Here is a 14455-nt window from a genome sequence, read left to right as displayed (position 1 = left end):
TTCTCGCATGATGTGGGCATGATGTGGGCATGCGCGCTGCCCGGCTGATCAAGATGGTGCTCCTGCTCCAGTCCCGGCCCTCCATGACGGCCGCCGAGCTGGCCCGCGAGCTGGAGGTCTCCGAACGCACCATCACCCGCGACGCGCTGGCCCTCTCCGAGGCCGGGGTGCCCGTGTACGCGGACCGGGGCCGGGCGGGCGGCTACCGGCTGATCGGCGGCTACCGGACGCGGCTGACGGGCCTGGCGCGCAGCGAGGCGGAGGCCCTGTTCCTGTCCGGGGTGCCCGGCGCGCTGCGCGAGATGGGCCTGGACGACGCGGCGTCGGCGGCCCGCCTGAAAGTGTCGGCGGCGCTGATGCCGTCGCTGCGGGACGCGCCGTCGTCGGCGGCGCAGCGGTTCCACCTCGACGCCCCGGGCTGGTACCAGGAGCCGGAGACGCCGGAGCTGCTGCCGTTGATCGCGGAGGCGGTGTGGGACGACCGGATGGTCTCGGTCCGCTACCGGCGCGCGGACACCGAGGTGGACCGGGAGCTGGCTCCCTACGGGCTCGTCCTCAAGGCGGGCGTCTGGTACCTGTGCGCCCATGCCGGGACGTCGTTCCGTGTGTACCGGGTGGACCGGTTCACCGCCGCCGCGCTGGGCGACGAGCGTTTCGTACGGGACGAGGAGTTCGACCTGCCCGGCTTCTGGGAGGAGCGGGCGGCCGAGTTCGCCCGCTCCATCCTCCGTGCGGAGGCGGTGGTGCGGCTGACGGAGGCAGGCGCGCGGCGCCTGCCGTACGTGACGGACCGGGCCGCCGCCGAGGAGGCGCTTCAGGCGGCCGGTCCGCCGGACGAGCGGGGCCGGGTGACGGTGACCCTGCCGGTGGAGTCGGAGGAGGTCGCGTACGCCCAGCTCCTCGCCCTGGGGCCGGAGGCGGAGGTGCTGGAACCGGCCACGCTTCGGGCCCGGTTCGCGGAGGCGGCGGACCGGATGGCGCGCCGTTACCGGTAGTCGTCGGCGGTCGCGTTCTTCCCGCCGTGGACGACGTCGAGGAAGTACCCCCAGGCGTCCGGCCGCGACCCGTCGGCGTCGGTGAAGCCGTACACCTTGGCGAGCTGCCCGCTGGACAGCGACTGGCCGTTCCAGCGCGCCCTGCCGGGGTCGGCGGCGAGCGCGGCGACCGCCCGGCCGACGTAGACGGGTGACTCGGCGATGGCGAAGTGCGGGTCCTTCTTCGCCCCCTCGCGCCAGTTGTCCTCCCGTACGCCGAAGGCGTCGAGCATCTCCTCGGAGCGCAGGAAGCCCGGGGTGACCGCCACGGCCGTGCCGGCCACGTCCTTCAGGTCCTCGGAGAGGGCGAAGGCCATCCGGATCGGGGTGGTCTTGGCGAGGTCGTAGTAGAAGTTCTCCCGGAAGCGGGTGTTGTACTCGGCCGTCCCGTCCGTCATCTCGACGACCAGTCCGCCCGGGTGCCGGACCAGCAGCGGCAGCGCGCAACTGCTGGTGATGGCGTGGCTGCGGATGCCGAGGTCCAGCATGCGCAGCCCGGCGTCCAGCTCCGTGTCCCACATCTTGACGCCGAACTTCAACAGGTGGTCGCCGCCCCAGAGGCTGTTGACGAGGACGTCGAGCCGGCCCCGCTCCCGGTCGATCCGGGCGATCAGCTCGCGGACCTCGTCCGGTACGAGGTGGTCGACCCGCACGGCGATGCCCTCGCCGCCCGCCTCGGTGACCAGCTCGGCGGTCTGCTCGATGGTCTCGCCCGGCCGCCCGACCTCGCTGACATTGCCGCGGGTGGTGCGGCCGGTGACGTAGACGGTGGCTCCGGCGGCGCCGAGCTGTACGGCGACGGCCCGGCCGGCGCCGCGTGTCGCGCCCGCGACGAGGGCGATGGTTCCGGCGAGCGGCGTGCTGTCGGTCTGCTGTGTCGTCATGGGACGACTGTGGCAGTCATATACGACATCCTCTGTCCGGTTTCATTTTGGCCGCTCCGCGTGCACTGTCACCCCCGACCCAGGATGCTTGTCCCGTGATGGACGAGACGGAGTTCTGGGAGATCATCGACACGACCCGTGAGGCCGCCGAGGGCGACCCCGAGGACCACGCCGAGCTGCTCGTCGAGCGGCTCCTCCAGCTCGACCCCGACTCCGTGCTGGACTTCGCCCGGCACTTCGAGGCCCGCTACAACCGCGCCTACACCTGGGACCTGTGGGGCGCGGCCGCCGTACTGCTGGGCGGCGCCAGCGACGACGCGTTCGACTACTTCCGCTGCTGGCTGATCGGCCAGGGCCGGGAGGTGTTCGAGGGCGCGGTGCACGACCCGGACTCGCTCGCCGAGCTGCTGGAGGACTTCGACGAGGAGATCGACGGGGACGGCGAGGAGCTGGGGTACGCGGCGGACGAGGCGTACGAGCAACTGACCGGCGTCGTCGCGCCGGACCTCGGCATCCCGCCGCAGGCCCCGGAGCCGGAGGGCACACCGTTCGACTTCGACGACGACGCGGCGCTGGAGGAGCGTTTCCCCCGGCTCTGGGACCGTTTCGGGGTGTGATCAGCGCCTGGGGAGGCCGCGGCCCATGAAGACGTCGTCGACGTACCGGCCGTCCAGGTAGAACTCGCCCGGCAGTACGCCCTCGACGACGAACCCCTCCGACGCGTAGAGCGTGCGGGCGGGTTTGTTGTGGCCCAGCACGCGCAGCGTGATGCGGGTGGCGCCCTGGCGGACGGCCTCGTCGCACGCCGCGCGCAGCAGGGCGCGGGCGATGCCCCGGCCGCGTGCCCAGTCGGCGACGGCGAGGCCCTGGATCTGGCGCACGTGCTGGTTGCAGGCGAGCCGGGTGGGCGGCACGAGCCGGATGTATCCGGCGGGACGGCCGCCGTCCTCCGCCACGAGGAAGTCCTCTGGGCGGTGACCGGAGTCGAAGAACGGGTCGTACGGCGGCTGCGGCCTGGGAACCACGGCGTGCAGCGGCGACCAGGTGTCGCGGTCGATCCGCGCGAGGGCGTCGCCGTCCTCGGGGCGCGCCGGGCGTATGTGCGGGGCGGTCATGACCGACACTGTGCCACGGGGCAGGATGGGCCCATGACACGTTCTCGTATCGCTCGTATCGCGGTCACCGGCTCCACCGGTCTCATCGGTACGGCCCTGGTCCGCTCGCTCCGGGCCGACGGACACGAGGTGGTCCGGCTCGTCCGGCGCCCCGCGCGGGCCGGTGACGAGGTCGAGTGGGACCCCAAGCGGCAGTACGTGGACGTGGCCGGGCTGGTGGGCTGCGACGCCGTGGTCCACCTCGCGGGCGCGGGCGTCGGCGAACGGCGCTGGAACGAGGCGTACAAGCAGGAGATCCGGGACAGCCGGGTGCTCGGCACGGCGGCGATCGCGGAGGCCCTCGCCTCCCTGGACACCCCGCCGAAGGTCCTGCTGTGCGGGACGGCGCTCGGCTACTACGGCGACACCGGGATGCGGGCCGTGGACGAGACGGCCCCCGCCGGTGACGGCTTCCTGCCGTCGGTGTGCGTCGAGTGGGAGGAGGCCGCGGCGGCCGCCGAGGAGGCGGGCATCCGGGTCGCGTACGCCCGCACCGGGCTGGTCGTGGCCCGCGAGGGCGGCGCGTGGGGGCGGCTGTTCCCGCTGTTCCGGGCCGGCCTGGGCGGGCGCCTCGGCAGCGGGGAGCAGTACTGGAGCTTCATCTCCCTGCACGACGAGGTGGCCGCGCTGCGCCACATCCTCGACACCGGGTCCCTGGCCGGCCCGGTGAACCTCACGGCTCCCGAGCCGGTCACCAACCGGGAGGTCACCGCCGCGATGGGCCGCGTCCTGCGCCGCCCCGCCTTCCTGCACGTTCCGGCCCCGGCGCTGCGGATCGCGCTGGGCGACTTCGCGGCGGACGTCCTGGGCAGCCAGCGCGTCCTGCCCGCGCGCCTGCTGGAGTCCGGGTTCCGGTTCGCCTTCCCGACGATCGACGCGTCCATCGCCTCCGCGAGGTGACGCCCGCGGGCGCGGGTCGCCCCGGCACGGGGGCGTGCGGCCGGAGCCACGCGGGGGGCCTGGGGCAGGCGTGGCGCTCCGGGGGCGGGGGAAGGCGTGCCGCTCCGGGGCCTGGGGCAGGCGTGGCGCTCCGGGGGCGGGGGAAGGCGTGGCGCTCCGGGGGGCCTCGTTCGTGCGACCCCGTGCTTCGGTGACCCCCCACGCGCGCGTGTGACCGGGCCCACGGTTCGCTCATACGCTCGGAGCCCGAACTCGGGTATTCCAGCGCCCTGTTAAGGGCATGAGCCCCCCACGCACCCCCACGCACGAACCGCCACCCCGGGGAGGGACACGTGCTCAAGCACGCACGCCACGCGGACGTCGTCATCGTAGGAGCCGGAATCGCGGGCCTTGCCGCGGCTCACCAGTTGACCAGTGCGGGAGTGACCGTCAGCGTCCTGGAAGCCGCCCCTCACATCGGCGGCCGCATGGCCACCGAGCACATCGACGGGTTCCGGCTCGACCGGATCGGGCAGTTGCTCAGCACCTCGTACCCCGGCCTCGCCGGCGCCGACCTCCGGCTCTTCCAGCCGGGCGTCCTGGTGCACAGCGAGGGCCGGCTGCACCGCACGGGTGAGGTCACCAGGAGCGCCCGGTGGGCCAGGGCGCGGGCCCTGGCGAGCGCGCCGCGCCCGCTGGACCAGGCCCGGCTGGGCGCCGCGCTCGCCCGGCTCGCCGCGACCGGCGACGCCCGGCTGCTCGCCCGGCCCGAGCGCCCGGCGGTGGACGCGCTCGCGGGGCGCGGCCTGCCGGCGCGTACCGTCAGCGGGTTCGTCCGCCCGCTGCTGTCCGCCCTGCTGTGCGACCCGGACCTGACCACGTCCTCCCGCTGCGCCGACCTCGCGCTGCGGGACTTCGCACGCGGCCGGCTGTGCGTCCCGGCGGGCGGCGCGGCCACCCTCCCGGAGCGGCTCGCGGCGACGCTGCCGCCGGGCACGGTGAAGACCGGCGTCCACGTCAAGGACGCGTCCATCAACAAGGTCGTCACGGCCGAGCACGGCGAGCTGAACTGCCGTTCCCTGGTCGTGGCCACCGGCGCCCGCGCGGCCGCCGAGCTGCTGCCGGGCCTGCGCGTGCCGGGCTTCCACCCCGTCACGGTGGTGCACCACACCGCGCCCGCCACCCCGCTGCCGGACCCGGCGCTCGTCCTGGACGGCGACCGCACCGGCCCGGTGTCGCATTCGGCCGTGATGAGCGAGGTCGACCCGTCGCGCGCCCCGCAGGGCCGCGTGCTGATCAGCTCGACGGTGCTCGGCGCCCCGCCGGACCGGCTCGACCAGCGGGTCAGGAGGCAGTTGGCCGCCCTGTACGGGACGGCGACCCACGACTGGGAGCTGCTGGCCGTGCACCACGACCCGGAGGCGGTCCCGGCGATGCCGCCGCCGCACGACCCGCACCGGCCGGTCCGGCTGCTGGGCGGCCTGTACGTGTGCGGCGACCACCGCGACACGAGCACCGTCCGGGGTGCCTACCGCTCGGGCCGCCGCGCCGCCGAGGCGGTCCTCCGGGACCTCGGTGTCCCGGCCGCGTACAAGGCGCCGCCGCTGCGGGCGGCCGCCTAGGCTCCGGCTACCCGATGGCGCCCACCCGGTCGCGGTAGTTCCGTACCGCCGTCGCGTCCCGGTAGGGCTCCAGGCGGCGCTCGAAGTCCCGGACGTACTCCACGGCGCGCGCCGAGCGCATTTCCGAGGCCTGCTGGGCGGCCTCCGCGCCGAGCGCGCATGCCTGGTCCAGTTCACCGAGGCCGAGGCGGGCGGTGGCGAGCACGATCCGGCAGAACAGTCGGCTGCGCGCGAAGCCCGGCGCGCGCAGTTGGAGGGAGCGCTCCGCGTGCTGCACGGCGGCCCGGTACTGCTGGAGGTCGCGGTGGCAGTGGCCGAAGTCGTCGGCGAGCTGCGCCTCGTCGAAGAACCGTGCCCAGTACGGCACGTCGTCACCGGGCCGGGCGGCGTCCAGCGCCCGCTCGGCCCGTACGAGCGAGGAGGTGCACGCCCGCACCTCGCCGAGGACGGCGTGCCCGCGCGCCTCGACGGCGTGCAGCATCGCCTGGACGACGGGCGGCGCGGACGAGCCGACGCCCTGCTGGGCCACGCGCGCGAGCTGCACGGCCTCGCGCCCGTGCCCGAGGTAGACGGCCTGGCGGCTCATGGTGATCAGGACGTAGCTGCCGTAGGCGCGGTCCCCGGCGGCCTGGGAGAGCCGCAGCGCCTGGACGAAGTACCGCTGGGCGAGGCCGTGCGCGGCGATGTCGTACGAGGTCCAGCCGGCCAGCCGGGTCAGGTCCGCCGCGGCGGCGAACAGCCGGCGCCCGACGGTCTCGCCGTAGACGCCGCGCAGCATCGGCTCGGCCTCGTGCTCCAGGTACCGGACGAGTGCCTGGCGGGCGTGCCCGCCGCCGTACGCGTGGTCGAGGGTGCGGAACAGCTCGCCGACGGACCGGAGCGCGGCGATGTCGCCGCCGGTGACGCGCTGGCCGGGGGCGCGGTCGGTGGAGCGCTGGCGCGGTACGGAGGCGGTGGCGCGGCCCTGGGCGGGGACGCGGGGCTCGCCGGCGGGTGAGGGGTCGCCACGGCCGACGCGCTCGTCGGCGCGGCCGATCAGCCAGTCGCGGCTGGGGACGACGAGCCCCGCCGGGGTGAAGGCGATCTTGCGGAGTTCGGCATGGCTGCCGGAGTCCTTGCGCCACAGCCCGCTGACGATGTCGATCGCCTCCTCGGGCGTGGCGGCGAATTCGAGCCCGGCGTACACCGGTGCGCAGGCGTCCAGGCCCAGGTCCTGGGCGGAGAGCCGGCGCCCGAGGCGGCGGGTGAAGACCTCGGCGATCAGTGCGGGTGTGGTGCCGCGCGGCTGCTGCCCGCGCAGCCAGCGGGTCACGGACGTCTTGTCGTACCGCAGGTCGAGGCCGTGTTCGAGCCCGAGCTGGTCCACGCGTCTGGCCAGGCCGGCGTTGGAGAACCCGGCTTCGGCGATGAGGGCTGCGAGCTGGCGGTTGGGGGTGCGCTGCGGGGGGCGATCCGTCATCGGCTGTGCGGTCTCCTGCCTTGCCTTCTGGGCCGGGGTGCAGTCCCCCTTGGAACGGCGCGAATTTAACTGCCCCCGACGTCCGGACTGCCGCGTTCGACCCACATTCATCCGATCGTGTGAGGATTGTGGGCGCCGCTGACGTCGGGCAGCGGCGTCCGGCGGGAACGCACCTGCCCGCCGGTGGCCAGGGGCGCCGCCGTACAGTGGCGGGGGCGCGATGAATGCACGCTGCAAGAGCTGCGAGATTCGGGTGCAAGGTTCTAGGGAGGCGTTGCCGTGAGTGAGCTGCGATTCGTCCATGTGGGCTTCGGCGCGGACGCGGTCGAGTACCAGCGGGCGTGGGACCGGCAGCGCGAGGTCCACGCCGCCCGTTTCGCGGACGAGATCCCCGACACCTGCCTGCTGCTGGAGCACACGCCGGTGTATACGGCCGGGCGGCGCACGGAGGACAGCGAGCGGCCCCTGGACGGTACGCCGGTCATCGACGTGGACCGCGGCGGCAAGATCACCTGGCACGGCCCCGGCCAGCTCGTCGGCTACCCGATCATGAAGCTCCCGCGCCCGGTGGACGTGGTCGCGCACGTGCGCCGCCTGGAGGAGGCGCTGATCCGTACGGCGGCGGACTTCGGCCTGGAGACCACGCGGATCGAGGGCCGCAGCGGGGTGTGGGTGCTGGGCGACCCGGTGGAGCAGCGCCCGTCGCTGGGCGGGCTGTCGCTGGACTTCGACCCGCGCCTGCACGACGAGGAGTTCGACGCGCGGCTGAACGGCCCCGAGTACGCCCCGTCCAACGCCGGCCAGCGCCGCGAGGACCGCAAGCTGGCGGCGATCGGCATCCGGGTGGCCAAGGGCGTCACGATGCACGGCTTCTCGCTGAACGTGAACCCGGACAACACCTGGTTCGACCGGATCGTGCCGTGCGGCATCCGGGACGCGGGCGTGACGTCGCTGTCGGAGGAGGTCGGCCGGGAGGTGACGATCGCCGAGGTGCTGCCGGTGGTGGAACGGCACCTGCGGGACGTCCTGGAGAACGCGGAGCTCAAGCCGCGCGAGATCGAGCGCGACGACGAGCCCGCCGACCCCGCGCCGGCCGCCGCACCCGCCTAGGTCCGCGTCCGCACGCCGGGGAATGCACCCCCTGGGCCAGAGGTTGGCCAGGCGTAACGACGGCCGCCGAGAAGGCCACACTTTTATCGGGCGTACCCTGGTGTTCGCCGAGGAATCGAAGCCGTAGGAGCCAGCCGTGTCCGCAGTCGCACCCGACGGACGCAAGATGCTGCGCCTGGAGGTCCGGAACAGCCAGACCCCCATCGAGCGCAAGCCCGAGTGGATCAAGACCCGGGCGAAGATGGGCCCCGAGTACAACCAGCTCCAGAAGCTCGTCAAGAGCGAGGGACTGCACACGGTCTGCCAGGAGGCGGGCTGTCCGAACATCTTCGAGTGCTGGGAGGACCGCGAGGCGACCTTCCTCATCGGCGGTGACCAGTGCACCCGGCGCTGCGACTTCTGCCAGATCGACACGGGCAAGCCGCAGGCCCTGGACCGGGACGAGCCGCGCCGCGTGGGCGAGTCGGTCGTCACGATGGACCTGAACTACGCCACGATCACCGGCGTCGCGCGCGACGACCTGGAGGACGGCGGCGCCTGGCTGTACGCGGAGACCGTGCGCCAGATCCACGCGATGACGGCGGACCGCGAGGGCGGCCACACCAAGGTCGAGCTGCTGATCCCCGACTTCAACGCGGTGCCCGAGCAGCTCGCCGAGGTCTTCTCCGCCCGCCCCGAGGTGCTGGCCCACAACGTCGAGACCGTGCCGCGCATCTTCAAGCGCATCCGCCCCGGTTTCCGTTACGAGCGCTCGCTGGAGGTCATCACCAAGGCCCGCGAGGCCGGTCTGGTGACCAAGTCGAACCTGATCCTCGGCATGGGCGAGACCCGCGAGGAGGTCAGCGAGGCGCTCCAGCACCTGCACGACGCGGGCTGCGAGCTCATCACGATCACCCAGTACCTGCGCCCCTCGGTCCGCCACCACCCGGTGGAGCGCTGGGTGAAGCCGCAGGAGTTCGTGGAGCTGAAGGAGGAGGCCGACGAGATCGGTTTCTCCGGCGTGATGTCGGGCCCGCTGGTCCGCTCGTCGTACCGCGCCGGCCGCCTCTTCCAGCAGGCGATGGAGCGGCGGAGCCAGGCGACTGTGTGAATCGCCGCACAAGCGGTGCAGGAGCTCGTTCCGTGGCCCGTACATGCCCCCAGGTGAGGGGCGTGTACGGGCCGCGTCGGTATGCGCGGGCCCCGCATAAAGGTTTCATCGGCGTTTGACCGGTCGGTCACGCCCTGGTAACACCAATCAGTGACGATGCTTGTACGCCCCGCGCACACCGCCGCGCCCGGAGCGCCGTGCATCACCCCCACTCCCGCAGAATCCGATCCCAGGGAGGACCCCCGACATGCAGGCCGCGACCCAGCAGGTACGCAAGGCAGACCAAGCGCGCCGGAAGCGCTCCGTACGCGATGTCTCTGAGGTCCGGGCCAACGCCTTCCCGTCCGTCACCGACGCCCTGCGCGCCGTGGAGTCGCTCCTCCTCAGCGGCGGCCAGCGCACGGCCCGCCGCAACGCCTGGACGTCCGTCCTGGAGGACCGGCGCCGGGCCAGGGACCGGGTCGAGGCGCAGCACGTACTGGAGGCCGTGGCGGGCCGCACTTCCCGGGCCACGTAAACTTCACAGCATGGCGAGGAAGGCAAAATCAGACAGCGGTGACGCCGCTGCGAACCCCGGGCGACTGAAGCAGATCGCTCTGACGTACAAGATGACCCGAAAGGCCGATCCGAAGGTCGGTCTTGTCGTCGCTGGCGTGGGAATCGTCGTCTTCGGCGTCCTCCTCGCGATCGGCTTCCTTGTCGGGCATCCCATTTACCTGGGCATCCTGGGCTTCCTGCTGGCCTTCCTCGCGATGGCGATCGTCTTCGGGCGCCGCGCCGAGCGGGCGGCCTTCGGGCAGATGGAGGGCCAGCCCGGCGCGGCGGCCGCCGTCCTGCAGAACGTGGGGCGCGGCTGGACGACCACCCCGGCGGTGGCGATGAACCGCAACCAGGACGTGGTGCACCGCGCGGTCGGCAAGGCCGGCATCGTCCTGGTCGCCGAGGGCAACCCGAACCGGCTCAAGACGCTGCTGGCGGCCGAGAAGAAGAAGATGGCCCGCATCGTGGTCGACGTGCCGGTGCACGACATCATCGTCGGCAACGGCGAGGGCCAGGTGCCGCTGAAGAAGGTCCGTACGACCATGCTGAAGCTGCCGCGGGTGCTCTCCGGCCCGCAGGTGACGGCCGCCAACGACCGGCTGCGGGCGATGGGCGACCTGATGAGCAACATGCCGCTGCCGAAGGGTCCGATGCCGAAGGGCATGCGGATGCCGCGCGGCAAGATGCGCTAGGCGTACGAGTACGAGCAAAGGGGGCGCCCCACCGTCGCGGTGGGGCGCCCCTCTTGTCGTACCGCTAGCCGCGCACCTGAACGGCGCGCGAGAGCCGGTCGTGGAGACCGCGGCCGTCGCGGTCCCAGATCAGCGCCGGAATGGCGAGGCAGAGCAGCGCGCTGCGGATGACCACCCGCCCGAAACCGAGCCGCTCGCCCTCGACGGAGATGACCCGCAGGCCGAGCAGCCGCTTACCGGGCGTACTGCCGACCGTGCCGACGGTGAGCACGCTGAGCACGAAGAGAACGGCCACCGCCCAGTTGCCAGCCGCCGCCTGGTCACCCGGCGCGATCAGGCCGTATGCGATCACCATGCACAGCGTCCAGTCCAGGAACAGGGCACCGAAACGGCGTCCGAGGGGGGCGATGGAGCCCGGCCCCTCCTGCGGCAGGCCGAGCCGTTCGCCCCGGTAGCCGAAGTCGGCGCCCATCTCCTCGGCGGCCGCGCGCGGCCCGGAGAGCCACGATCCGATTGCTTGCCTGTTGTCCACCCGACCACCGTACTGTGCCCGCTTTCGATCACTTCGACCCGGGTCTGTTCGGGCGCGCGGGCGCGCGAGCCGGTTAACTTGGTCGAAACAAATGGGTCACGCTTGAGAAATCCCGCGTCCCTAGGGTCAGAACCAGCGTGTGCCACCGCACTGGCCGCACGACCGAGCTACAACCCCGCCCTCCCCCGGGTGGGAGTAGGAGGAGTTGGATGTTCCAGAACGCCGACGACGTCAAGAAGTACATCGCGGACAACGACGTCAAGATGATCGACGTCCGCTTCTGCGACCTTCCCGGCGTGATGCAGCACTTCACGATTCCGGCCACGGCGTTCGACCCGACCGAGGAGCTGGCCTTCGACGGCTCGTCGATCCGCGGCTTCCAGGCGATCCACGAGTCCGACATGGCGCTGCGCGCTGACCTGTCGACCGCGCGCCTGGACCCGTTCCGCCGCGACAAGACGCTGAACATCAACTTCTTCATCCACGACCCGATCACGGGCGAGCAGTACAGCCGCGACCCGCGCAACATCGCCAAGAAGGCCGAGGCCTACCTCGCCTCCACCGGCATCGCGGACACCGCGTACTTCGGCCCGGAGGCGGAGTTCTACGTCTTCGACTCGGTCCGCTTCAACACCTCGGCCAACGAGGGCTTCTACCACATCGACTCCGAGGCCGGCGCCTGGAACACCGGCGCCCTCGAGGACAACCGCGGTTACAAGGTCCGCTACAAGGGCGGCTACTTCCCGGCCCCGCCGGTCGACCACTTCGCCGACCTGCGGGCCGAGATCTCCCTGGAGCTGGAGGCGGCCGGCCTCCAGGTCGAGCGCCAGCACCACGAGGTCGGCACCGCCGGCCAGGCGGAGATCAACTACAAGTTCAACACGCTGCTCGCCGCGGCCGACGACCTGATGCTCTTCAAGTACATCGTGAAGAACGTCGCCTGGCGCAACGGCAAGACCGCGACCTTCATGCCCAAGCCGATCTTCGGTGACAACGGCTCCGGCATGCACGTCCACCAGTCGCTGTGGCAGAACGGCTCCCCGCTCTTCTACGACGAGCAGGGCTACGCCGGCCTCTCGGACACCGCCCGCTACTACATCGGCGGCATCCTCAAGCACGCCCCGTCGCTGCTGGCCTTCACCAACCCGACGGTGAACTCCTACCACCGCCTGGTCCCCGGCTTCGAGGCCCCGGTCAACCTGGTCTACTCGCAGCGCAACCGCTCCGCCGCGATGCGCATCCCGATCACGGGCTCCAACCCGAAGGCCAAGCGCGTCGAGTTCCGCGCCCCGGACCCGTCCTCCAACCCGTACCTGGCCTTCTCGGCGCTGCTCCTCGCTGGCCTCGACGGCGTCAAGAACAAGATCGAGCCGGCCGAGCCGATCGACAAGGACCTCTACGAGCTCGCCCCCGAGGAGCACGCGGGCGTCCCGCAGGTCCCGACCTCCCTCCCGGCCGTCCTCGACGCCCTGGAGGAGGACAACGAGTACCTCCAGGCCGGCGGTGTCTTCACGTCCGACCTGATCGAGACGTGGATCGACTACAAGCGCACCAACGAGATCGCGCCGATCCAGCTCCGCCCGCACCCGCACGAGTTCGAGCTGTACTTCGACATCTAAGATCGCCGCAGGTCAGAGCGGGCCTCCGCTCGCCTGGGCCGTCTGTGGGCCGTCGGCCGTGCTCTCCCCTCACCGGAAGGCACGGCCGACGGCCGTTTATGAGGTGTCATCACCGCCGCCAAGGGAGGCAACATCAGCGTGACCCAGCATCGTCCGGCCGGGAAAAGCAGTTGAGGCGGGCGCCCAGGTCGGTGTGGCTGGTCGGGGCACTCGTGCTGCTGCTCGGCGGCTGCGATGCCTTCTCCACCGACAAGACGCCTGAACGCACCAAGGACGGCACCGCCGAGCTCGAACTGACGGTGAAGGGGCGCCCCACCCCTGGCAGCCTCGCCACCGCCGAGCAGGTCCTTGCCCGCCTCAAGGCCCGCGACGCCGATGGCCTGTCCGAGCTGGCCGAGGAGGACAGCGGCACCAAGGACCAAGCGAAGCGGTGGGTGGCCCGCTGGGGTGACGCCGCCCAGGGCCCCGCCACGGCGGACTTCCACCTGGGCGAGAAGGAAGCCTTCGTCGATGTCCGTTTCGCCGGTGAACGCTCCACGCTCTCGCTTCTGCTCATGCCGAAGGACGAGGAGACCCCTTACGACGACAGGTTCGTGGTCGTCCTCCAGGGCTGATCACGGAGTCCGTCGGGTGGCGGCCCTCACGCGTGTGCCGGTGTCAGGCCGACAGCTCGCGTTCCAGGGGGGTGCGGAAGCGGGGGGTGATGCGGGTGGGGCCGAGCCAGGTGTGGAGGCGGGCGGCTTCGGATTCGATGGCGGCGAGGGCTTCGCGGCCCGGGTCGGGGTCCAGGAGGCGCCAGACGGGTTCGCCGTTGGGGCGTTGGGCCCAGCCGCCGACGATGCGGCCGTTCCACCAGACGGTGGGGCCGATGTTGCCGCTGCGGTCGAAGAGGGAGGCGCGGTGGGCGGGTGGGAGGTACCAGTCGCGCTGCTGCCAGCCCATGGGGGTGGGGTCGAGGCCCGGCAGGAAGGCCGCCCAGGGGGCCGGGGGGTCGGTCGGGGCCGTGTCGTCGGGCAGGACGTGGCCGGTGGTGCCGTCGTCGAGGTCGACGGGGACGGCGTGGACGTCCTGGAGGGCCTTGCGTACGTCGGTGACCTTCCAGCCCGTCCACCACTTCAGGTCCGCCTCGGTCACCGGGCCGTGGGAGGCGAGCCATGCGCGGGTGAGCGTGGCGCGGGCCTCGGCGGGCGGGAGGTCGGGGAGCTCGGGCGCGATCGCCCACCGGAACTGGCTGGAGGTCCAGGAGCCGAGCGGGCGGCCACGGACCACGCGCGCCTCGGTGCCGAGCAGGCGCAGCACCCGGGACGAGACGGTCTGGCGCTGCTCGTAGCTGGTGCCAGGGGCGTACGTGAACTGCTCGCGCAGCCGTGGCTCGTCCTGGGCCAGTTCGCCGGCGGTGGCCTCGCCGCGCCGTGCGAGGGCTTCGAGGGTCGATTTCTCGACATCCGCGAGCCAGGCCTCGTCCAGGGAGCTGCCCGCCTTCAACTGCTTGATGAACAGGGCCCGTTCGCGGGCCGCGACGTCGTGGGTGGTGGAGGACTGGACGACGGGTGCGAGGGCGGTCGGGAAGACGAACACGGTGTGGCGCATGCCGTGCATGCGGACCAGGGTGCGGTCCTCGTACAGGGCCCGTTCCATGGCGGCCACCGGGCCCGCCGGGTCGGCGAGCCGGGCCCCCACGGCGAGGTGGACCGTGGCGGGGTCGGTGCCGTGCAGGGCGGTGAGGGAGGCCGCGACCTGCTCGACCGTCGCCGCGCGGGCGGCCGGGGCCAAGTGGTGGCGTACGGCGATGCGGTTGCGGCGTTCTTCGTCGGTGACTCGGGGGCTGCGGCTGGGCATG

15 protein-coding genes are annotated in these 14455 nt (G+C 72.4%); 10 read left to right on the top strand and 5 right to left on the bottom strand.

Annotation, left to right across the window (positions count from 1 at the left end):
* The first annotated feature begins 29 nt into the window (after positions 1-29).
* Positions 30-995: a helix-turn-helix transcriptional regulator gene (locus tag ACZ46W_RS13005; RefSeq protein ID WP_468335814.1), complete on the top strand. Its 966-nt coding sequence runs from the start codon at positions 30-32 to the stop codon at positions 993-995.
* Here ACZ46W_RS13005 and ACZ46W_RS13000 read toward each other — a convergent pair.
* Positions 986-1918 (bottom strand): SDR family oxidoreductase, encoded by a 933-nt coding sequence (locus ACZ46W_RS13000; RefSeq protein WP_468335811.1) that lies wholly within the window; start codon positions 1916-1918, stop codon positions 986-988. The genes ACZ46W_RS13005 and ACZ46W_RS13000 overlap by 10 nt on opposite strands.
* Before the next feature lie 98 nt (positions 1919-2016).
* Between ACZ46W_RS13000 and ACZ46W_RS12995 the strand changes: the two genes are divergently transcribed.
* Positions 2017-2535: a DUF4240 domain-containing protein gene (locus ACZ46W_RS12995; RefSeq protein ID WP_366129584.1), complete on the top strand. Its 519-nt coding sequence runs from the start codon at positions 2017-2019 to the stop codon at positions 2533-2535.
* Here ACZ46W_RS12995 and ACZ46W_RS12990 read toward each other — a convergent pair whose 3' ends face one another.
* Entirely contained in the window at positions 2536-3033 is a 498-nt protein-coding gene (locus ACZ46W_RS12990) for a GNAT family N-acetyltransferase (RefSeq protein ID WP_468335808.1), read from the bottom strand.
* A gap of 33 nt (positions 3034-3066) precedes the next feature.
* Between ACZ46W_RS12990 and ACZ46W_RS12985 the strand changes: the two genes are divergently transcribed.
* Together ACZ46W_RS12985 and ACZ46W_RS12980 are read left to right on the top strand one after the other, a co-directional pair.
* Positions 3067-3972 carry a TIGR01777 family oxidoreductase gene (locus ACZ46W_RS12985; protein ID WP_468335806.1) on the top strand — a complete coding sequence of 302 codons (906 nt, stop codon included), beginning with the start codon at positions 3067-3069 and terminating at the stop codon, positions 3970-3972.
* 332 nt (positions 3973-4304) lie between these two features.
* On the top strand, positions 4305-5573 hold the full coding sequence (locus ACZ46W_RS12980; RefSeq protein WP_468335803.1) for an NAD(P)/FAD-dependent oxidoreductase: 1269 nt from the start codon (positions 4305-4307) through the stop codon (positions 5571-5573).
* Between the two features lie 7 nt (positions 5574-5580).
* Here the strand turns inward: ACZ46W_RS12980 and ACZ46W_RS12975 are convergent, their stop codons facing one another.
* Positions 5581-7032: a regulator gene (locus ACZ46W_RS12975; protein ID WP_468335800.1), complete on the bottom strand. Its 1452-nt coding sequence runs from the start codon at positions 7030-7032 to the stop codon at positions 5581-5583.
* 279 nt (positions 7033-7311) lie between these two features.
* On the opposite strand from ACZ46W_RS12975, the gene lipB reads away from it, so the two are divergent.
* The 4 genes from lipB to ACZ46W_RS12955 all read left to right on the top strand — a co-directional run bounded on the left by lipB (position 7312) and on the right by ACZ46W_RS12955 (position 10464).
* Positions 7312-8142: a lipoyl(octanoyl) transferase LipB gene (gene lipB, locus ACZ46W_RS12970; protein WP_468335798.1), complete on the top strand. Its 831-nt coding sequence runs from the start codon at positions 7312-7314 to the stop codon at positions 8140-8142.
* Positions 8143-8278: 136 nt separating this feature from the next.
* Positions 8279-9232, top strand: coding sequence for a lipoyl synthase (gene lipA, locus ACZ46W_RS12965; RefSeq protein ID WP_468335795.1), 954 nt, complete (start codon positions 8279-8281; stop codon positions 9230-9232).
* 247 nt (positions 9233-9479) lie between these two features.
* Positions 9480-9749: an SCO2195 family GlnR-regulated protein gene (locus ACZ46W_RS12960; protein ID WP_468335792.1), complete on the top strand. Its 270-nt coding sequence runs from the start codon at positions 9480-9482 to the stop codon at positions 9747-9749.
* Between the two features lie 10 nt (positions 9750-9759).
* Positions 9760-10464 carry a DUF4191 domain-containing protein gene (locus ACZ46W_RS12955; RefSeq protein ID WP_366129220.1) on the top strand — a complete coding sequence of 235 codons (705 nt, stop codon included), beginning with the start codon at positions 9760-9762 and terminating at the stop codon, positions 10462-10464.
* Positions 10465-10528: 64 nt separating this feature from the next.
* On the opposite strand, the gene ACZ46W_RS12950 is transcribed toward ACZ46W_RS12955, so the two are convergent.
* Positions 10529-10996, bottom strand: coding sequence for an RDD family protein (locus ACZ46W_RS12950; protein WP_468335789.1), 468 nt, complete (start codon positions 10994-10996; stop codon positions 10529-10531).
* A 209-nt stretch (positions 10997-11205) separates the two neighbouring features.
* Between ACZ46W_RS12950 and glnA the strand changes: the two genes are divergently transcribed.
* On the top strand, positions 11206-12615 hold the full coding sequence (gene glnA, locus ACZ46W_RS12945) for a type I glutamate--ammonia ligase (RefSeq protein WP_468335786.1): 1410 nt from the start codon (positions 11206-11208) through the stop codon (positions 12613-12615).
* 170 nt (positions 12616-12785) lie between these two features.
* The gene (locus ACZ46W_RS12940) at positions 12786-13229 is read left to right on the top strand and encodes a hypothetical protein (protein ID WP_468335784.1); all 444 of its coding nucleotides are present in this window, start codon (positions 12786-12788) and stop codon (positions 13227-13229) included.
* A gap of 43 nt (positions 13230-13272) precedes the next feature.
* Here ACZ46W_RS12940 and ACZ46W_RS12935 read toward each other — a convergent pair whose 3' ends face one another.
* On the bottom strand, positions 13273-14454 hold the full coding sequence (locus ACZ46W_RS12935; RefSeq protein ID WP_468335782.1) for a winged helix DNA-binding domain-containing protein: 1182 nt from the start codon (positions 14452-14454) through the stop codon (positions 13273-13275).
* Position 14455 lies beyond the last annotated feature (1 nt).

This window comes from Streptomyces sp. NPDC031064, assembly GCF_055570965.1.
This window is presented reverse-complemented; position numbering and strand designations above follow the sequence as displayed.

Coding starts and splice junctions, on each gene's coding strand:
- ACZ46W_RS13005 (WP_468335814.1), top strand. CDS start 30: ATGCGCGCTGCCCGGCTGATCAAGATGGTGCTCCTGCTCCAGTCCCGG.
- ACZ46W_RS13000 (WP_468335811.1), bottom strand. CDS start 1,918: ATGACGACACAGCAGACCGACAGCACGCCGCTCGCCGGAACCATCGCC.
- ACZ46W_RS12995 (WP_366129584.1), top strand. CDS start 2,017: ATGGACGAGACGGAGTTCTGGGAGATCATCGACACGACCCGTGAGGCC.
- ACZ46W_RS12990 (WP_468335808.1), bottom strand. CDS start 3,033: ATGACCGCCCCGCACATACGCCCGGCGCGCCCCGAGGACGGCGACGCC.
- ACZ46W_RS12985 (WP_468335806.1), top strand. CDS start 3,067: ATGACACGTTCTCGTATCGCTCGTATCGCGGTCACCGGCTCCACCGGT.
- ACZ46W_RS12975 (WP_468335800.1), bottom strand. CDS start 7,032: ATGACGGATCGCCCCCCGCAGCGCACCCCCAACCGCCAGCTCGCAGCC.
- ACZ46W_RS12960 (WP_468335792.1), top strand. CDS start 9,480: ATGCAGGCCGCGACCCAGCAGGTACGCAAGGCAGACCAAGCGCGCCGG.
- ACZ46W_RS12955 (WP_366129220.1), top strand. CDS start 9,760: ATGGCGAGGAAGGCAAAATCAGACAGCGGTGACGCCGCTGCGAACCCC.
- glnA (WP_468335786.1), top strand. CDS start 11,206: ATGTTCCAGAACGCCGACGACGTCAAGAAGTACATCGCGGACAACGAC.
- ACZ46W_RS12935 (WP_468335782.1), bottom strand. CDS start 14,454: ATGCCCAGCCGCAGCCCCCGAGTCACCGACGAAGAACGCCGCAACCGC.